Source organism: Lentzea sp. NPDC037011 (genome assembly GCF_055607425.1).
The window spans coordinates 278,815-295,870 of the sequence record NZ_JBVJRT010000008.1 but is presented as its reverse complement, the minus strand read 5'-3'; the positions used below and the strand labels follow the sequence as shown (position 1 = coordinate 295,870).

Here is a 17,056-nt window from a genome sequence, read left to right as displayed (position 1 = left end):
CGCGGCGGCCGTCGGCGGACGACTGCGTGTACTGATGCGCGTTCACCCCGATGGAGCATCAAGTCGCTCGTCCGCGACGCCGATGACCAGCGTGTAGCCCGCCGGAGGGCCGCTACGATCACTGCGTGCGCGAACCGCTTGAACGAGATGACGAGATCGCGCACATCCGCGAAGCCCTGGACGCAGCCACCCGTGGTGAGGGTCGTGTCGTCGTCATCGAGGGGCGTGCGGGCATCGGCAAGACGCGGCTCGTGCACGAGTGCCGTGAGCTGGCCAAGGAGCGCGGGTTCGGGCGGTTGCAGGCGGTCGGCGACGCCCTGGAGAGCGCCATGGCGTGGGGGGTCGTGCGGCAGCTGGTCGAGCGGTCGATCTCGCGCTACTCGGGTGAGGTGAGGGAGAAGATCCTCGCCGGGCCGTCGGGGGCCGCGCTCAGGGCCCTCGACGACGCGGCGCTCGACCCGAGCGAGGCCGAGCTCGCGCGCACGTTGCACTCGCTGTGGTGGGTGGCGGTGGACCTCTCCTCCACCCGGCCGCTGCTGATCACCGTGGACGACGCGCACTGGGCCGACCTGTCGTCGCTGCGGTTCCTCGGCTACCTGGCGCGCCGGATCTCCGACCTGCCGATCGCGCTGGTCGTGGCCACCCGGCCGCCCGCGGACAACGCGGGCCCGCTCGCGCAGCTCAGCATGTCGGCCGACCGGTTGCTGCCGCGGCCGCTCACCCCGGACGCGATCGGCAGGCTGGTCGGTGGGCACGCCGAGGTGGTGAAGGCCGTGCACGCGGCCAGCGGCGGCAACCCGTTCCTGGCCGGGGTGCTGGTCGACGAGCTGGCGGCGCTCGGGTTGCCGATCGACGACCCGGACACGGCGGCGGAGGTCGGTGGGCTGGGGCCCAGCACGGTCTTCCGCGCCACGCTCGGTCGTCTGCCGGCGGACGCCGTCTCTCTCGCGGGTGCGGTCGCGGTTCTCGGCACGCACGCAGATCCGTGGCAGGCCGCGGCACTCGCGCGGACCGAGGACCTGACGGCCGCGGTCGAGGCGTTGGTGGCGGCGAACGTGATCGTCCCCGGCGACCACCTGGAGTTCGTGCACCCCGTGGTGCGTGAGGCGGTGTTGAGCAGTCTCGGCCCGATTGCGCGCGGGTCGTTGCACGCGCGCGCTGCGACGGCGTTGGCCGAAGCCCACGCACCGGCAGACCGGATCGCCGCGCACCTCGTCCACGCTCCGAAGGGCACGCTGCCGAACGCCGCCGACGTGCTCAGGAAGGCTGCGTCGGCGCTGATGGCCGCCGGTGACGCACGTACGGCCGCCGCACACCTCGCACGGGCCGTGGACGAACGGCCCGACGACGCCGCGTTGCGCGCGGAGCTCGGCCGGGCGTTGCTGCGCACCGGTGACGCGGTCAACGCCCACCGCCACCTGAAGGCCGCCGCGGCGGGGCTCCCGGACGCCGAGCTGGTGGCCGCCGCTGCTTCCGCGACGGCGGTGGTCGAGGGGCCTGCGGCGGCGATAGCGGAGCTCACCGAGGCCATCGCCCAGCGGCCGGTCGGCGAGTCGCGGCTGCACCTGGAGGCACGGCTCGCGGTGTTCCGCTCGTTCCTGCCGGACCAGCGCCAGACCGCGTCCGCGCACCTGAGCAGCTACCAGCACCTCGCCGGAGGCACCCCTGACGAACGCACGCTGCTGGGTCTTCTCGCGCAGATGGGCCGCTACGAGGTGTGGCCGCACGACGAGGTGGCCGCGACCGCGACGCGTGCGTTGGCCAACGGCGCATATCTGGACGACGCGACCGGAAGCACCGACGAGATGGTCGCGTGGCTCGTGGCGCTCCTCGCGCTGATGGCCGCGGACGGGGTCGACACGGCGCAACGGGAGATCGAACGCGCACGGCTCAAGGTGCGCACCCACGGTTCACCGATCGAGTTCGCGATGGTGGCGAACGCGACCTCGTTCCTGAGCTGGCGCAAAGGCACCATGCGCGCGGTCGAGGCGGAGGCCGAGGCCGCGCTGGCCGCCGTCGCCCAGGAGGACCCCACGTCCACGGTGATCAGCCTGCGCGCGACCTCCACCCACTTCGCCGTGTACGCCGCACTGGAACGTGGCGACACGACAGCAGCAGCGTCGCTCATCGACGCCTTCGACCGGGCACACGCCCACGCACGCCCAACTATGCCGACGATCTGGTTGCACGAGGTGCGCGCGCTCATCGCGTTGGCGGAGAACGACCCGCGCAAGGCGATGTTCGAGGCCTACCGCCAACGCGACGCGATGCACGAGGTGCACGTCGACCCGCCCACGATCCCGTGGCGCGCACCGGCGACGAGGGCCGCGCTGCTGCTGGGTGAGCACGAGCTGGCGGTGGAGCTCGCCACCGAACAGCTGGAGGTCGCCCGCGCGTGGGGGGCCGCCACCGAGGTGGGGGCCGCGTTGCGGCTGCTCGCCCACGCCGACGCCACCGCGCGCCTGGACCTGCTGACGGAGTCCGTCGAGGTTCTGGAGGGCTCCCCCGCCCGTCTGGAGCTGGCCCGGTCGCTGGTCGACCTCGGCGAGGCGCTGCGGGTGGCCCGCAAGCGCTCCGACGGGCGCGAACCGCTGCACAAGGCGATCGAGCTGGCCGGTGAGTGCGGCTCCGCGGTGCTCCGGACGCGCGCCACCGAGGCCTTGGAGGCGCTCGGCGACCGGCCGCGCCGGCAGGTCGTGGTGGGTGCGGAGGCGTTGACCGCCTCGGAACGCCGGGTGGCCGACCTGGCCGCGGCGGGGCGGGCGAACCGGGAGATCGCGCAGGAGCTGTTCGTGACGCCGAAGACGGTGGAGAACCACCTCGGCCGCATCTACACGAAGCTCGGGATCGCGGGTCGCAGGGACCTCTCCCGCGTTCTCGCCTGAAGCAGATGCACGTGGGGGTGTCCCTGATACACCCAACTTCCGCGCTGGAGGGTTGAGGGTTCTCCCCTCATGCCCTTGGGGGTCCGCCTCGGCGAATCTTGTGCCACCGCAGGGGAACACAGGAACTCGAAGGGGACACCGACATGATCCGCAACGCTCTGATCGTCACTGCCGCGACCGCCACCATCGCCTCCGTCTTCGCCCCGATGGCGTCGGCCGACCCGGTCATCGGCACGCCGCCGCCGTGTGTGAGCGCCTCCGACCTGGCCGGACCGGACTTCACCATCCGCAAGTGCGGTGTGAGCGACGTGGACCAGTTCCGCGCCGGGCTGGAGAACAACGGCGGCGCCTACTGCGGCCCCACCTCGCTCTACAACGTCCTGCACTACTGGGCTCACGAGAAGGACGCCCCGGTCGGCTGGATCACCACCAAGGTCGCCAACCTGAACCCGAAGGACCAGGCCGACTACGGCGTGATCACCAACTCGATCGGCCGGATCGGCGTCGACGCGAAGTACAACGGCAGCACCAACCTCACGAACCTGCGCACGGCGTGGACCATCGCCACCAAGCCGGCCCGTGACGCCGGCTGGACCACCACGACGGGCGCGGTCGACACCAAGAACTCCCCTGACTTCGCCGGTGAGCTCGCCAAGAAGCTCAACGAGGGCCCGCTGCAGCTCGTCTACGGCCGCTACAAGGAGGGCCCGACGACCGGGTCCCTGCAGCGCAGCGGTGGTCACATCGTGACCGTCGTGTCCGCCACGGGTTCCTTCGGCGGCAACACGGTCCAGCTGAAGCTGGCCGACCCGGGCCGTGCGGGGGACCACGGCGAGGGCGACTACCTGAAGACCCAGTCCGCCTACGAGGCGCTCGACGTGACGCTGACCAAGAAGTCGATCAAGCAGTACGTCGCGGTCGCGGACGACGAGAACACCGAGGTGGACGAGTCGCTGCAGCCCGGCACGTACCGCACGGTGACCCGCTGGGAGCTGACCGGTCCGCGCTACGTCGGCACCACCCGTCCGATGGTCGAGGCCTTCAACTGGTTCGACATGGCCAAGTGACACCGGACCGCGAGGGCCGTGCTCCCCAGGGGCACGGCCCTCGCGGCGTTGTTCTCAGACTGCTCTCACCCAACGCGTCTAACCTGGCCATATGCGTGTTCTCGTGGTGTCGGCCCCTCTGCTCGGGCACGTCTTCCCGCTGGTGCCGCTGGCGCTGGCGCTGCGCGAGGCCGGTCACGAGGTGGTCGTCGCCACCGGTGGTGAGGCGCTGAAGGCCGCGGAGTCGGGCCTGCCGGTCGAGGACGTCGTCCCGGCCGGGGTCCACTTCGGCCGGATCGCGGCCCGGATCGTGGTCACGCACCCGCTGGTGGCGCGCAGGGAGCTGCGGGGCAGCGGTGAGCTGGGGTTCGTCTCCCGCCTCTTCGGCGCCGTCGGCAACGCGATGACGGCACCGTTGCGGGAGCTCGCCGCACGCTGGCGCCCGGACGTGGTGCTGCACGAACCGCTGGCCGCCGCGGGTTCGGCGCTGGGCGTGCCGTCGGTCGTGCAGGACGTCTCGCTGTTCGACGGGCTGCGGCTCACCGCCGCCGTCAGCGCTCGTATGGACGCCGAGACCCGTTCTCCCGCAACGGTTCTGCGCACCGCTCCCGCGAGTCTCGCGGAGTTCCCCGGTGGCCGGCCGATGCGGTTCGTGCCGCACAGCGGCGCGGGGGACGTGCCGGGCTGGCTCGCCGAACCGTCCGGCACGCCGCGCATCCTCGTCAGCCGCAGCACCGCGCCGGGTCCCGGTGCCGGAGCGATGATGGCCGCGGTGGTGCGGGCCGCCGCTCACGTCGACGCCGAGTTCGTGCTGGTCCGCCCGGACCGCACCGGCGGGCTGCCGGACAACGTGCGCACCACCGGCTGGGTGCCCGTCCCGGCGGTGCTGCCGTTCTGCGACGGCATCGTCCACCACGGCGGCGCGGGCACGCTGCTGGCGGCGCTGGCCGCGGGCGTCCCGCAGCTGGTCGAGCCCGGCCCCGGCGACCGGACGGTGCACGCCACCGCGGTCGCCGAGCGCGGCGCCGGGCTGAAGGCGGCGGCCGGTGACGTCACCCCGGAACTGCTGACCGCGCTGATCACCGCCCCGGCTCTGCAGGCGGCCGCGCTGGAGGTGAGCACCGAACTCGCGAAGATGCCTTCACCCGCCAATATTGCCGCCGAATGGGAAAACATCATCACCTAGATCGAGCAAGCTGAACCGCACCCGGTTCCACGGGGCAGCACCTACTGTGATCGCGTGCGCATTCTCTTCTCGAGCCTGGGCTCGCACGGACACACCTATCCGTTGCTCCCGCTCGCGGTCGCCGCCCGCGAGCAGGGACATGACGTCCTCTACGCCGTGGACTCCGGTTTCCACGCCCCGCTGGCGCCGCTGGGGTTCACGGTCGTCGATGCGGGCCTGAGCATCTTCGACGCGTTCCACCAGGCCAACAGCCTGCACGGCACCGACCGGTTCACCCGCGACATGCTGCGGCAGACCGCCTCGGACGCCTTCGGTTCGGTGCTCCCCCGCGCCTACGCCCAGGACCTGGCGCCGGTCATGGAAAGGGACAAGCCGGACCTCGTCGTCTTCGAGATCATCAACCCCGGTGCGGGCATCGCGGCCATGCAGGCGGGAATTCCGACCGTGTGCCACGGATTCGGCAAGGTCGACGACCAGATGATCCCGGCGACCATGGTGGACCCGTTGCTGGCGTACCTCGCGGAACTCGGCATAACGCTGCCGAATGGGCAGAACTTCGGTCTCGGTTCGCCTTATCTCGACATCTTCCCGCCGTCGTTGCAGGACCTCGACCACCTGAGGGGCGTCGAGCGCATCCCGGTGCGGCCGGTGCCGTTCGCCGAGCCGCAGCCGCTGCCGGACTGGGTGCTCGAACACCGCAGGCCGCTGGTGTACCTGACGTTCGGCACGGCGTTCGCGGGTCTTGAGCTGATCCAGCGCGCGATCGCCGGGCTGTCCCGGTTGGACGCCGAGGTCCTCGTCGCCACCGGACCGCTGGTGGAGGCGTCGCTGGTCGACGGCGTGCCGGACAACGTGCACGTCCTGTCGTGGGTGCCCCAGGCGGATCTGCTCGCGCACGCGGATCTCGTCGTGCACCACGGCGGCAGCGGCACCACGGTGAGCGCCATGACGGCCGGGGTGCCGCAGCTCGTGCTGCCGCAGGGCGCCGACCAGTTCCGCAACGGCGAGCTGGTGGCGGCGGAGAACCTCGGTTCCCACCTGGTCGACGACCAGTTCACCGCCGACGCCGTGCACGAGACGGCGGCGAAGCTGCTGAACGACGCGGCCGTGCACGACGCCGTGGAGCGCATCCGGCTGGAGATCGCGGCGATGCCGTCGCCCGCGGACGTGGTGCCCAGGCTGGTCGACCTGGCCGGTTAGGCGCGCGGGTGCCCGGCGGGGGTCACTCGCTGGGCACCGGCTTCAGCGCGGTGAGGGCCTCCGGCACCGAGTCGTGCAGCAGGAGGACGTCCGCGACCCCGGTGACCTGCAACGGCCTGCGCACAGCCCGGTGCGGTGCCACGACGCGGAGGTCCTTGCCGTGCTCGTCGGCGAGCTCGTGGGCGGTGATCAGGGTCGAGATGCCGGTCGACCCGAAGAAGCTGACCTCGGTCAGGTCGGCGACCAGGGCCGACCCGCTCGTCTCGAAGCCCAGGCGCAGCGCGTCCAGCACGACGTCCGCGGTGTCGACGTCGATCTCACCCTCCACCGCGACGACCACCACCCCGGCGACCTCGTCCGCTCGCACGGTCAGCAGCGGCGACTCATTGAACTGATCTTCGTTCACCAGCACTCCCCGGTGGCCGAAGCGCGTATGACCCTGACTCCGAGCACGCTGCTGAACCCGGCTGCGTCATCGACGTTACGGCTGTTGCTTTCGGACCACAACCTATTGCAAACCCCTCCGTCGAACGGCGGCGACCGCCCTGCCTCCCCGGTCGGCGCTCGGAGATCACGGTCGCACATCCGGCAGCCAGAACTCCACGAGGGTCCCTCCGTCGGGCGGTCGCACGACGGTGCACCGGCCACCGGCCGCCTCGGCGTGTTCGCGCGTCTCGACCAGCCCGAAGTGCCCGGCTACCTGGGCGCCGGCGGGCAGTCCGACGCCGTCGCCGGTCACCCGCACGAGGAAGCCCAGGTCCACAGTGGACATGTCCACGAGCACCGCCGCGGCCCGCGCGTGCTTGCGGACGTCGGTGAGCGCCTCCTGGCAGATGCGGAGGGCGGTGATGGCCGCGTTCGATGCCGGGCGGGCGGACCTGGAGGACCAGGTCGCGCAGCCGGTCGACGGCCTCGCGCACGACGGCCTCGCGCACGTCGTCGTCGAGCTGTTCGGCGGTGTGGCGGTGCTCGTCGGGGAGCGTGCGGGCGAGTAGCTGGAGCCGCAGGCCGACGGCGATCATGACCTGGAGGGTGTCGTCGTGGACGTCCCAGGCGATCCGCCTGCGTTCCTGCTCCTGCGGTCGGGTGCCGTGCGCCGGACGTCGGCGAGGGCGTCATGGTCGTCAGCGCACGGCGAAGCGGAAGTTGCGCGACCGGCCGACGACGAAGGGCCGGACCAGGTCGAACACCTCGGCGTGCGCCCGTTCGGCGCCCAGCCTCGGTGAGATCAGCTTGAGCAGGTGGGAGGCGGGCCCGCCGATGCCGGCGCCGAGCGGGAGGAGGCCGAGGAAGATCGGGACGTCGGCGGTGGCGGCTTTCACGCGGACGCTGTGCAACGTCTCCGCGGGCAGTTCGCCGAGCAGCACGTTGTCGCCCTGGTAGGTGTGTGGCGGCAGTTGTGCGCCGAGCGCCTTGTGAAACGGCTTCACACCGAAGTCCTCGGTGAGGCGTGGCGCGACCTTCAGGCCCTCGACGTCGAACGGCCGCGTGCTCGCGAAGGTGATGCGCACGGTGTTCCTGCCCCGGAGCGGTGGCGGGAGCATCGGCAGGTCGGGGAACGCGATGGTGGCGAGCTGCGGTGTGACGTGGTCGGGCAGGTCCCAGCCGTGGAACGCGTCGAACACCGCTTCCGCGTGTGTCGCGTCGAAGTACATCTCACCGCTGTGAACCCGGTTCACAGGCAGAAGCTCGAACTCCATCGTCGTCACAACATCGCCGACCTCGGTCGTGCCCAGGACACGGTCCGCTGCCAGGCCGAACTCGCGGGCGAGCAGCCCGTACCCGCCGCCGAGGGTGTAGCCGACGACGCCGACGCCGGCCGCGTCACCGCTGAGCGGGGCGAGGCCGTGCGGGGCGGCGGCGTCGAGCACCTGCTGCCAGACCGCGCCGGCCTCGACGGTAGCGGTGCGGCGGTCCGGGTCGACGTGGACGGCGTTCATCCGCCTGGTGGAGATGAGGACGCCGGTGGTGGGGGTCGTGAGGCCGTGGCCGGTGGCCTGCACCGCGCACGGCAGGCCGTTGGTGTCGGCGTACTCGACCGCCTTCTCGACGTCGTCGACGGTCTCCACGGCGAAGACGACCTGCGGTTCGTGGCGCAGGCCGGTCTGGAAGCCGCTGCGCTCGTCGTCGTAGCCGGCGTCTCCTGGGTGCAGGATGTGCATGATCTCATCGTTGTTGAGCTGCGGTTATATGTCCAAGAGCTGGTTGTGCTCATGACTAGAATCATTCGTTATGGAGCTTCGGCAGCTTGAGTACTTCGTCGCGGTCGTCGAGGAGGGGTCGTTCACGCGGGCCGCGGAACGGGTGCACGTCGCGCAGCCCGGGGTGAGCGCGCAGATCCGGCGGCTGGAGCGCGAGCTCGGGCACGACCTGCTGGACCGGTCGGGGCGGTCGGTGACGGTGACCGACGTGGGCGCGGCGGTGCTGCCGCTGGCGCGGGCGGCGTTGCGGTCGGTGGAGTCGGCGCGGCGGACCGTGGAGGAGCTGGCCGGGCTGGTGCGCGGGACCGTGCGGGTGGGGATGGTGGTGTCGTGCGGGATCGAGGACCTGCCGGAGCTGCTGTCGGCGTTCCACTCGGCGCATCCGGGCGTGGAGATCACGTTGGCGGAGGCCAACTCCGACGAGCTGGTCGAGTCTCTTGTGGAGGGACGGCTCGACCTCGCGCTCGTCGGGTACGCGGGAGGGACGCCGGCCGGGTTGTCGGTGCGGGTGCTGGCCGACGAGCCGCTCGTGGCGGCGGTGTCGGAGTCAGATCCCTGGTACGGCAGGGAATCGGTGCCGTTGGACGAGCTGCTGGAACGCGGGTTGATCAGCCTGCCGGTCGGGACGGGCCTGCGCGGGGCGTTGGACGCGGCCTGCGGCGCGCGGCGGCCGCGGATCGCGTTCGAGGCCTCGGCGCCGCCGATGGTGATCACGCTGGCGCAGCGCGGTCTCGGGCCGGCGATCCTGGCGGGCTCGATGGTGTCCGGTCTGCACCCGGTGCGGATCACGGACCCGGTGCCGCACAGCCGGTTGGCGCTGGCGTGGCGGACCGGCGGCCCGCACAGCCCGGCCGCGCGGGCGTTGATCAGGCTCGCGGAAAACCGGGTGACAGCGGATCTGTGAGTCTGCCACGATCTGCGGCATGTTCGTGACGGCTGAGAACGCGATGCACGCAGGTGTTCCTGCGGGCGCGCTCGCCGTCGCCTCGGCACAGCCGGTCGGCGCCCGACTCTGACCCTTCTCCAGTCCGTTCCTCCAGGACCGCTGGGGGAGGGTCGTGGTGGTCGATCGGTTCTGGGCAACCCGGCTGTGTTCTCGAGGGAATGATGAAGCAGGAGTTCGTGCGCGCCAAGCCGCACCTCAACATCGGCACGATGGGTCACGTCGACCACGGCAAGACCACCCTGACCGCCGCCATCACCAAGGTCCTGTCCGAAGTGGACCCGTCGGCCACGTCCTTCACCGCGTTCGACCGCATCGACCGCGCCCCGGAGGAGCTGGCCCGCGGCATCACCATCAACATCGCGCACGTCGAGTACGAGACGCCGACGCGGCACTACGCCCACGTCGACATGCCCGGCCACGCCGACTACGTGAAGAACATGATCACGGGTGCGGCGCAGCTCGACGGCGCGATCCTGGTGGTCTCCGCCGAGGACGGCTCCATGCCGCAAACCCGCGAGCACGTGGTGCTGGCGCGGCGCGTGGGCGTGCCGCACGTGGTGGTGGCGCTGAACAAGGCCGACGCGGTCACCGACCCCGAGCTGCTCGACCTGGTGGAGCTGGAGATCCGCGACCTGTTGTCCCGCTACGGTTTCGACGGCCACGCCACCCCGGTGGTGCGCGTCTCGGGCCTGCGGGCGCTGCAGGGCGACCCGGTGTGGACGCGGTCGGTGCTGGCGCTGCTGGAGGCCGTGGACACCCACGTCCCCGTGCCGGAGCGGGACGTGACGAGCCCGTTCCTGATGCCGGTCGAGAACGTCCTGACCATCAGCGGCCGCGGCACCGTCGTGACCGGCGCGGTGGAACGCGGCGTGCTCGGCCTGGGCGACCAGGTGGAGGTGATCGGCCTCGGCGCCGCGGTGACGTCCGTCGCCACCGGCATCGAGACCTTCGGCAAGCCGATGCACCAGGCCCAGGCGGGCGACAACGCGGCGGTCCTGCTGCGCGGCGTCCGCCGCGGCGACGTCCGCCGCGGCCAGGTCCTGGCCCGGCCCGGCACCGTCGCCCCGCACACCCGCTTCCGCGCGTCGGTGTACCTGCTGTCGCACGAGGAGGGCGGCCGGCACACCGGCATCGCCACGAACTACCGCCCGCAGTTCCACTTCCGCACCGGCGACGTGGTGGGCGTGGTGCACCTCGACGCGCCGGCCCTGCCCGGTGACACCGTCGAGGTCACCGTGGAGCTCGGCAAGGCGGTGGCGATGGACACCGGTCTCGGGTTCGCGATCCGCGAGGGCGGCAAGACCGTGGGCGCGGGCACGGTCGGCGAGATCCTCGCCTAAGGCGGCGGCGACGGCCCGAGAAGGTGGTCGCGCTGCCTGGCAGGAGGGCGTGACGAGGGCTTCCGGCTCTCGTCACGCCCGCCTGTTTTGGCAGGTGGCTGGGGGGTTCTTGCGCCCGGCGGACTTGACCCGCCGTGCCCTCACCCCGACCGGTCGCTCACCGAGTGCGGCGCCCCGACGGGCTTCGACTCCGGTGATCCGCGCTGCCGCAGGTAGACGCTCAAGAAAGCCATGGAGGCAATCGCCAGGAACTCCGACTGCAAGTTCTGCAACGACCGGCTCCAGAAGTCCGAGCTCAGGAAGTACTCGAACAGTCCCATCCGGGTGGCCAGCGGGTCGGAGTTGTTGGCGAACCACCCGGCGACCCACTGCATGGTCCACGAGAAGAGGAACAGCGTCAGCATCGCGAGACCGAGCGACTTCGAGTAGAGGGAGGTGCGCCAGCCGCCGGCACGGGCCCAGCGCGGGGACGACTCGGTGGTGTGGGCGCCGAGTTGCTGGTCCTCGTCGGACCCCGGGCCCGTCTTGTCGGCGGGTTTGGACTCCGGGGAGCCGCGTTGCACGAGCCAGACGGTGGCCCACACGTAGAGGAAGAACTGGAGGTACTCGGACTGCCAGTTCTCGACGACGTCGACGAGGAAGTCCGCGGAGACCAGGTAGGAGCCGAGGGTCAGGAGGGGCTGGCCGAGCGCGGCCTGGCGGTCGTTGTGGTCGGCGTGGCCCGCGAGGAGCTGACCGACCAGTGCGGCGAGGAAGAGCCCGCCGAAGACGAGCGTCAGGCTGTGCTCGCGCCAGAACCTCCTCATGGGACCCGTGTTCCCGGCGGTGGACCGTTCAAACTTCGAGGAGCCGGCCCACACTTCGTGGACCGGCTCCGACTTCGAAGGGCGGCACCAACCGCGAAAGCAGCCCGCTCACACCTCGAGGAGCGGCACGACCTCCTTGGCCCAGAACTCGAAGAACGCCTCCTGGTCGGGCCCGATCTGCTGGACGTACAGCTCGTCGAACCCGGCGTCGACGAACTCCTTGACCTTCTCGGCGTAGCGCTCGGGGTCGGGGCCGCACGGGATCGACTCGCGGATCATGTCGGGGGTCACGAGCTGGGAGGCCTGTTCGAAGTGGCGCGGGGTCGGGAGGACCTGGGCGAGCTCACCGGGCAGGCCGTCGTTGGGCCACAGGCGGTGCGCGGTGGTGACGGCGTCCTCTTCGGACGGTGCGTAGCAGACCTTGAGCGCACTCTGGGAGGGGCCGCGGCCACCTTCGGCGCGGTACTTCTCCAGGAGGTCGCCGGAGGGGCCGACGCACATGTAGCCGTCGCCGGCGCGGGCGGCGAGGCGGACGGCTTTCGGGCCGAAGGCGGAGACGTAGATCGGGACCGGGCGGTCGGGGAGGGTGTAGATGCGGGCGTTCTCGACGGTGTAGTGCTTGCCGTGGTGGGTGAGCTCCTCGCCCTGGTGGAGGGTGCGGATGATGCCGATGGCCTCCTCCAGCATCTCCAGGCGCACGTCGGCGGACGGCCAGTGGTCGCCGAGGACGTGTTCGTTCAGGGCCTCGCCGCTGCCGACGCCGAGCACGAAGCGGCCTTCGCACTGGACCGCGGCGGTGGCGGCGGCCTGGGCGATGACGGCCGGGTGGATGCGGACGGTCGGGCAGGTCACCGCGGTGGTGATCGGGATGGACACGGCTTCGGAGAGGGCGCCGATGGTGCCCCAGACGAACGGGGACTGGCCCTGTTCGTCGTTCCACGGGTGGTAGTGGTCGGAGATCCACAGGGCCTCGAAGCCGTGCTGGTCGGCCAGGCGGGCGTTGCGGACCAGCTCGCGCGGGCCGTGTTCTTCTGAGGAGAGGAAGTAACCGAGCTTCACGGCAGCAACTCCTGGATCTTGGTGCGCAGGCCGCGCGTGATGAGGCCCCAGGCGTCGGGGTCGCCGCGCAGCACTGCTTCGGTCATGTCCTTGATCTGCTCGAACGTGGCGTGTGGCGGGATCGGTGGCACGTCCGGGTCGCAGCGCACGTCGAGGACGGTGGTGCCCTCGTGGGCGAGTGCGGTGTCCCAGGCGGGGCCGAGCTGGTCGGGGTCGTCGACCTCGATGCCCTGCAGGCCGATGGACCGGGCGAACTGCGCGTACGAGAGGTCCGGGAGGTCCTGGGACGGCTCGAACTTCGGGGCGCCGCCCATGGCGCGCAGTTCCCAGGTGACCTGGTTGAGGTCGTTGTTGTGGAACACGCACACGACGCAGCGGATGTTGTGGTGCCGCAGCGTGAGGAGTTCGGCCATGCCGTTCATCTGCATCGCGCCGTCGCCGACGAGTGCGATGAGCGGCCGGTTCGGCTGGGCGAACGCGGCGCCGAGGGCGTACGGCACGGCGCAGCCCATGGTGGCCAGCGTGCCGGACAGCGAGGACCGCACGTCGCCGCGGATCTTCAGCAGGCGCGCGTACCAGTTGGTCGCGGAACCGGAGTCGGCGGTGACGATCGCGTTGTGCGGCAGGCGCTGGGACAGCTCGTGCACGATCCGCATGGGGTTGACCGGGTCGGCCGGGACGAGCGCCTGCCGTTCCAGGACCTCCCACCAGCGTTCGACGTTCTTCTCGATCGTCTCGCGCCACGAGCGGTCGGTCTTCCGTTCGAGCAACGGGATGAGGGCGCGCAGCGTCGCGCGGGCGTCACCGACGAGGTTGACCTCGGTCGGGTAGCGCATGCCGATGGTGCTGCCGTCGGCGTCGACCTGCACTCCCCGCGCGGCACCGGGTTTCGGCAGGAACTGCGAGTAGGGGAAGTTCGACCCGACGATCAGCAGCCGGTCGCAGTCGCGCATCAGCTCGTAGCTCGGTCGTGTTCCGAGCAGGCCGATGGACCCGGTCACGTACGGCAGGTCGTCGGACAGGACGTCCTTGCCCAGCAACGCCTTCGCGACGCCGGCGCCGAGCAGTTCCGCGACCTCGCCGACCTCGGCGGCGGCACCGCGCGCGCCCTGACCGATCAGGATGGCGACCTTCGAGCCGCTGTTCAGGACCTCGGCGGCGCGGCGCACCTCGTCGTCGGCAGGCACGACGACGGACGACGGCCGGGACGGCGGGCTGGACGGGATGTGCTTGAACTCGTGCTTGGGAGGTTCGTACTCCTGTTCCTGCACGTCGTTCGGGATGATCACCACGGCAGGCGCGCGTTCGGTGGCGGCGGTGCGGAACGCCCGGTCGAGGGCGTTCGGCAGCTGCTCGGGCACCGTGACGTCGATCAGGAACGAGGCGACGTCGCGGAACAGCGCGTGCAGGTCGACCTCCTGCTGGAAGCTGCCGCCCTGCGCGGTGCGCGCGGTCTGGCCGACGATCGCGACGACCGGCACGTGGTCGAGCTTCGCGTCGTACAGGCCGTTGAGCAGGTGGATCGCGCCCGGTCCCGAGGTCGCGAGGCACACGCCGACGTCGCCGCTGAACTTGGCGTAGCCGACGGCGGCGAACGCGGCCATCTCCTCGTGCCGGGTCTGGATGAACTTCGGGTCGTTGTCCGCTTTGCCGAACGCGGCCACGATGCCGTTGATGCCGTCACCGGGGTAGGCGAACACCTGCGCGACCTTCCAGTCGCGCAGGCGTTGCACGATGAAGTCTCCGACGGTCATGCCGACGCCCCTTCGAGCACGTACACCGCGTAGGCGGAGCGGATGATCGGCTGGGCGACGTTGCGGACCCGTACGCCGCCGGGGGTCATGCCCTGTTCGGTGCCGAAGTGCGCGTGCCCGTGGATCGCGAGGTGCGTGCCGGTCTTGTCGATCGCCTCGCCGAGCAGGTACGAGCCGAGGAACGGGTAGATCTCCGGTGGCTCGCCGCGCAACGTGTCGGGCACCGGCGCGTAGTGCGTGAGCGCCACCTTGATGTCGGTGTCCAGTTCGGACAGTGCGCTTTCCAGCGTCCCGGCGATGTCGCAGGTGTGCTGGATGAACGCCTTCATCTCGCGTTCACCGAACGCGCTGCCGCACTTGCCGGCGAACCCGCCGCCGAAGCCCTTCACCCCGGCGACACCGAGGGTGCAGCCGTTGATGCGCGTTTCGAAGGTCGTGCCCTCCAGGACGTGGATGCCCTTGTCCTGCAACGTCTTGGTGACTTCGAGCGGTTTGTCGTCCTGGTGGTCGTGGTTGCCGAGCACGGCGATGACGGGCACCGGGAGGTCCGCGAACTCGTCGGCGACGACCTCGGCCTCGGCGACCGTGCCGTGCCGGGTCAGGTCACCGGCCAGCAGCAGCACGTCGGCGTGCTCGCCGACCTTCTCCAGCGCGGGCCGCAGGTGGCCGCGCATGTCCTCGCCCAGGTGGACGTCGCCGACGGCGGCGATCCGGATCATCGCAGGTCCTCCTCACCCTCCGGTTCACCGGCCGGTGTCACGCGCACGTCGTTGAGGATCGTCAGCTCGGGCGCTGCCTCGTGCAGCACCTCCTCCAACGCGGCCTTGCGGTCCGCGCACGCGACGTCGCCGGAGAGCATCACGTTGTCGCCGCGCACGGTGACGCGCACACCGAGCTCGGCCGTTCTCGGGTCCTCCGCGACCGCCCTACGCAGATTCGCCGCGAGGTACTGCTCGGAGCCCATGGTCCCTCCCGATGATGTCCAGGCGTTCGATGAGCACCAGGAACGCCTCCGCGTACGGCGAGTTCTTGGTCTCGTCGCGCACCTGCTGCCAGTCGATCTGCTCTCTGAGCGCGCGGGCGAACGGCAGCAGCTCGCTGAAGTCGCAGCGGTGCCCGTCGAGCACCAGCAGCTTGCTGATCAGCACGTACGTCGCCGGCATCACCGGCAGCATGACCGAACCGACCGGCATCTCCTCGGCCATCGCGAGGAGGTCGTCGGTCACGGGCCGCTCGTTGGGCCGGAACAGCAGGTCCACCAGCGAGTCGCCGTCGTAGACCTTCAGCAGCCAGTCCTCCGGCGGTTCCGCGGCCCTCAGCCCGCGCGCGACCAGCACCCGCACGGCTTCCGTCGCGTCCTGCTCGCGCACGAGCAGGTCGACGTCGTGCTCGCTCGTCGGGCCGCCGCGCGCGTAGCCGGCGCACCCTCCGGTCAGGGCGAATGGAATCCCTTCGCTGCGTAACGCGTTCGCGACTTTGGTCAGCGTCCGCAGCAACTCGTCCTGCACGTCGCTCATGTCAGCGGTTACCCGCGTTGCCCGCGCGGTGAACCTCACACCCGATCAGTGGCGAGCCGGGCGTGCCGTTCCGCGTCGAACCGCTGCCCGTCGTGCAGGAGCCGGCCCCGTTCGACGCCTTCCACCGCGTAGCCGGCGCGGGTGGCCACGCGACAGGAGGCGGGGTTGTCCACCCGGTGGGCGAGCTCCAGGCGGAACAGCCCGAGCTCCGTGAACGCCCAGTCGCTGACCGCGCGGCAGGCGCGGGTCGCGAGTCCTCTGCCGCGTGCGTGCTCGCGCACCCAGTACGACACCCAGCCGGTCTGGTGGCGTCGTTCCACACTCGACACGGCGATGTTCCCGGCCGGTTCGCCGTCCAGGAGCACGGCGAAGGTGTAGGCCACGTCGTCCACGCGCCGCACGGCGAGCAGGTCGATCCACGAGACGGCGTCCTCCAGGGAGGTGATCTCGGTGGTGAACTGGCGGTCCATCAGGGATTCGCGGGCGGCGGCGAGGAGCACGGGGGCGTCGTCGGGCCGCCAGGGTCGCAACAGGTCGTCCACCTGTCCACCTTCTGAAGATGGCGGACCGGCTGCAACTCAGCGGGCCCGCGGGACGTCATAGGGACAACCCCAACCCCCAGGGAGCACGCGGATGGTCATCTTCGGCTGGCGAACGACGGTCCAGCAGCTCGTCATGCTGACGCTGGTGTGCGGTCACTGCGGTCACCAGGCGGCGCACAGCCTCACGCGCCGGGTCACGAAGCCCACGGTCTTCTTCATCCCGCTGTTCACGATCAGCCGCAAGTACGGGATGCAGTGCACGTTCTGCGGTGTCGCCTACGACATCAGCTCCACCCACGCGCATCAGCTGGGCGCGGGCGTCTGACAGGCGGCGCAGCCGGGCGCGTCCGCGTCGGTGGTGACGCGCCCGCACTCGGGGCAGACCAGGTCGAGGAAGCACGCACTCGAACCGGCGTCGCCGAGGTCCACGGCCAGCCGCTCGTCGCGACCGAGCGGACCGGGACGGTCATCACCGTCAGCCATCCTCCGAGCCTACGCCTGCACTCCCTTAGCCGACAAATTTTTTCTTCTTGACGACAAGTTTCTTCGGCGGCAGGATGACACCATGCCGCAG

Annotated in this window: 18 protein-coding genes and 1 pseudogene; 7 read left to right on the top strand and 12 right to left on the bottom strand. The window is 70.9% G+C overall.

Going from position 1 to position 17,056, the window contains the following annotated elements; all coding sequences use genetic code 11:
* The first annotated feature begins 125 nt into the window (after nucleotides 1-125).
* From ACZ7CH_RS26170 to ACZ7CH_RS26155, 4 genes are all read left to right on the top strand, one after another.
* A complete protein-coding gene (locus ACZ7CH_RS26170; protein WP_470375152.1) occupies nucleotides 126-2,885 on the top strand; it encodes a helix-turn-helix transcriptional regulator in 2,760 nt (919 codons plus the stop codon).
* A 143-nt stretch (nucleotides 2,886-3,028) separates the two neighbouring features.
* On the top strand, nucleotides 3,029-3,952 hold the full coding sequence (locus ACZ7CH_RS26165; protein ID WP_458430455.1) for a hypothetical protein: 924 nt from the start codon (nucleotides 3,029-3,031) through the stop codon (nucleotides 3,950-3,952).
* Nucleotides 3,953-4,043: 91 nt separating this feature from the next.
* Complete coding sequence (locus ACZ7CH_RS26160) at nucleotides 4,044-5,117, top strand: nucleotide disphospho-sugar-binding domain-containing protein (protein WP_470375151.1); 1,074 nt, start codon at nucleotides 4,044-4,046, stop codon at nucleotides 5,115-5,117.
* Nucleotides 5,118-5,171: 54 nt separating this feature from the next.
* Nucleotides 5,172-6,317, top strand: a complete 1,146-nt coding sequence (locus tag ACZ7CH_RS26155; protein ID WP_470370239.1) for a glycosyltransferase — start codon at nucleotides 5,172-5,174, stop codon at nucleotides 6,315-6,317.
* Between the two features lie 22 nt (nucleotides 6,318-6,339).
* On the opposite strand, the gene ACZ7CH_RS26150 is transcribed toward ACZ7CH_RS26155, so the two are convergent.
* From ACZ7CH_RS26150 to ACZ7CH_RS26135, 4 genes and pseudogenes are all read right to left on the bottom strand, one after another.
* Nucleotides 6,340-6,723 (bottom strand): STAS domain-containing protein, encoded by a 384-nt coding sequence (locus ACZ7CH_RS26150; protein WP_360395424.1) that lies wholly within the window; start codon nucleotides 6,721-6,723, stop codon nucleotides 6,340-6,342.
* 165 nt (nucleotides 6,724-6,888) lie between these two features.
* On the bottom strand, nucleotides 6,889-7,089 hold the full coding sequence (locus ACZ7CH_RS26145) for a hypothetical protein (RefSeq protein WP_470375195.1): 201 nt from the start codon (nucleotides 7,087-7,089) through the stop codon (nucleotides 6,889-6,891).
* A gap of 154 nt (nucleotides 7,090-7,243) precedes the next feature.
* A pseudogene (locus tag ACZ7CH_RS26140) lies at nucleotides 7,244-7,339 on the bottom strand (hypothetical protein); the annotation flags it as partial.
* Between the two features lie 102 nt (nucleotides 7,340-7,441).
* Nucleotides 7,442-8,479, bottom strand: a complete 1,038-nt coding sequence (locus tag ACZ7CH_RS26135; protein ID WP_470375150.1) for an FAD-binding oxidoreductase — start codon at nucleotides 8,477-8,479, stop codon at nucleotides 7,442-7,444.
* Nucleotides 8,480-8,549: 70 nt separating this feature from the next.
* On the opposite strand from ACZ7CH_RS26135, the gene ACZ7CH_RS26130 reads away from it, so the two are divergent.
* Nucleotides 8,550-9,422, top strand: a complete 873-nt coding sequence (locus ACZ7CH_RS26130; protein WP_360395421.1) for a LysR family transcriptional regulator — start codon at nucleotides 8,550-8,552, stop codon at nucleotides 9,420-9,422.
* A 200-nt stretch (nucleotides 9,423-9,622) separates the two neighbouring features.
* A complete protein-coding gene (gene tuf / locus ACZ7CH_RS26125; RefSeq protein ID WP_470375149.1) occupies nucleotides 9,623-10,804 on the top strand; it encodes an elongation factor Tu in 1,182 nt (393 codons plus the stop codon).
* Between the two features lie 140 nt (nucleotides 10,805-10,944).
* Here the strand turns inward: tuf and ACZ7CH_RS26120 are convergent, their stop codons facing one another.
* From ACZ7CH_RS26120 to ACZ7CH_RS26090, 7 genes are all read right to left on the bottom strand, one after another.
* Complete coding sequence (locus ACZ7CH_RS26120) at nucleotides 10,945-11,610, bottom strand: DUF6766 family protein (protein ID WP_470375148.1); 666 nt, start codon at nucleotides 11,608-11,610, stop codon at nucleotides 10,945-10,947.
* Between the two features lie 108 nt (nucleotides 11,611-11,718).
* Nucleotides 11,719-12,669, bottom strand: coding sequence for a TIGR03557 family F420-dependent LLM class oxidoreductase (locus ACZ7CH_RS26115; RefSeq protein WP_360395416.1), 951 nt, complete (start codon nucleotides 12,667-12,669; stop codon nucleotides 11,719-11,721).
* Nucleotides 12,666-14,423: a thiamine pyrophosphate-requiring protein gene (locus ACZ7CH_RS26110; RefSeq protein WP_470375147.1), complete on the bottom strand. Its 1,758-nt coding sequence runs from the start codon at nucleotides 14,421-14,423 to the stop codon at nucleotides 12,666-12,668. The genes ACZ7CH_RS26115 and ACZ7CH_RS26110 overlap by 4 nt, the downstream gene beginning before the upstream one ends.
* Complete coding sequence (locus tag ACZ7CH_RS26105; RefSeq protein ID WP_470375146.1) at nucleotides 14,420-15,142, bottom strand: metallophosphoesterase family protein; 723 nt, start codon at nucleotides 15,140-15,142, stop codon at nucleotides 14,420-14,422. Before ACZ7CH_RS26105 ends, ACZ7CH_RS26110 begins: the two co-directional genes overlap by 4 nt.
* Complete coding sequence (locus ACZ7CH_RS26100) at nucleotides 15,139-15,387, bottom strand: BON domain-containing protein (RefSeq protein WP_360395410.1); 249 nt, start codon at nucleotides 15,385-15,387, stop codon at nucleotides 15,139-15,141. Before ACZ7CH_RS26100 ends, ACZ7CH_RS26105 begins: the two co-directional genes overlap by 4 nt.
* Nucleotides 15,350-15,940 (bottom strand): nucleotidyltransferase family protein, encoded by a 591-nt coding sequence (locus tag ACZ7CH_RS26095; protein WP_360395409.1) that lies wholly within the window; start codon nucleotides 15,938-15,940, stop codon nucleotides 15,350-15,352. The genes ACZ7CH_RS26100 and ACZ7CH_RS26095 overlap by 38 nt, the downstream gene beginning before the upstream one ends.
* A 35-nt stretch (nucleotides 15,941-15,975) precedes the next feature.
* The gene (locus ACZ7CH_RS26090; RefSeq protein ID WP_470375145.1) at nucleotides 15,976-16,482 is read right to left on the bottom strand and encodes a GNAT family N-acetyltransferase; all 507 of its coding nucleotides are present in this window, start codon (nucleotides 16,480-16,482) and stop codon (nucleotides 15,976-15,978) included.
* Nucleotides 16,483-16,573: 91 nt separating this feature from the next.
* Here ACZ7CH_RS26090 and ACZ7CH_RS26085 point away from each other — a divergent pair, with 91 nt between their 5' ends.
* Complete coding sequence (locus tag ACZ7CH_RS26085) at nucleotides 16,574-16,807, top strand: zinc-ribbon domain-containing protein (RefSeq protein WP_470370232.1); 234 nt, start codon at nucleotides 16,574-16,576, stop codon at nucleotides 16,805-16,807.
* Here ACZ7CH_RS26085 and ACZ7CH_RS26080 read toward each other — a convergent pair.
* The gene (locus ACZ7CH_RS26080) at nucleotides 16,786-16,965 is read right to left on the bottom strand and encodes a hypothetical protein (RefSeq protein ID WP_360395404.1); all 180 of its coding nucleotides are present in this window, start codon (nucleotides 16,963-16,965) and stop codon (nucleotides 16,786-16,788) included. The genes ACZ7CH_RS26085 and ACZ7CH_RS26080 overlap by 22 nt on opposite strands.
* Nucleotides 16,966-17,056 lie beyond the last annotated feature (91 nt).

Bases quoted from the DNA above. Each gene is read 5' to 3' on its own strand.
- ACZ7CH_RS26130 (WP_360395421.1), top strand. From the start codon at position 8,550: ATGGAGCTTCGGCAGCTTGAGTACTTCGTCGCGGTCGTCGAGGAGGGG.
- ACZ7CH_RS26160 (WP_470375151.1), top strand. From the start codon at position 4,044: ATGCGTGTTCTCGTGGTGTCGGCCCCTCTGCTCGGGCACGTCTTCCCG.
- ACZ7CH_RS26135 (WP_470375150.1), bottom strand. From the start codon at position 8,479: ATGCACATCCTGCACCCAGGAGACGCCGGCTACGACGACGAGCGCAGC.
- ACZ7CH_RS26110 (WP_470375147.1), bottom strand. From the start codon at position 14,423: ATGACCGTCGGAGACTTCATCGTGCAACGCCTGCGCGACTGGAAGGTC.
- ACZ7CH_RS26100 (WP_360395410.1), bottom strand. From the start codon at position 15,387: ATGGGCTCCGAGCAGTACCTCGCGGCGAATCTGCGTAGGGCGGTCGCG.
- ACZ7CH_RS26120 (WP_470375148.1), bottom strand. From the start codon at position 11,610: ATGAGGAGGTTCTGGCGCGAGCACAGCCTGACGCTCGTCTTCGGCGGG.
- ACZ7CH_RS26095 (WP_360395409.1), bottom strand. From the start codon at position 15,940: ATGAGCGACGTGCAGGACGAGTTGCTGCGGACGCTGACCAAAGTCGCG.
- ACZ7CH_RS26085 (WP_470370232.1), top strand. From the start codon at position 16,574: ATGGTCATCTTCGGCTGGCGAACGACGGTCCAGCAGCTCGTCATGCTG.
- tuf (WP_470375149.1), top strand. From the start codon at position 9,623: ATGATGAAGCAGGAGTTCGTGCGCGCCAAGCCGCACCTCAACATCGGC.
- ACZ7CH_RS26165 (WP_458430455.1), top strand. From the start codon at position 3,029: ATGATCCGCAACGCTCTGATCGTCACTGCCGCGACCGCCACCATCGCC.
- ACZ7CH_RS26105 (WP_470375146.1), bottom strand. From the start codon at position 15,142: ATGATCCGGATCGCCGCCGTCGGCGACGTCCACCTGGGCGAGGACATG.
- ACZ7CH_RS26080 (WP_360395404.1), bottom strand. From the start codon at position 16,965: ATGGCTGACGGTGATGACCGTCCCGGTCCGCTCGGTCGCGACGAGCGG.
- ACZ7CH_RS26145 (WP_470375195.1), bottom strand. From the start codon at position 7,089: ATGTCCACTGTGGACCTGGGCTTCCTCGTGCGGGTGACCGGCGACGGC.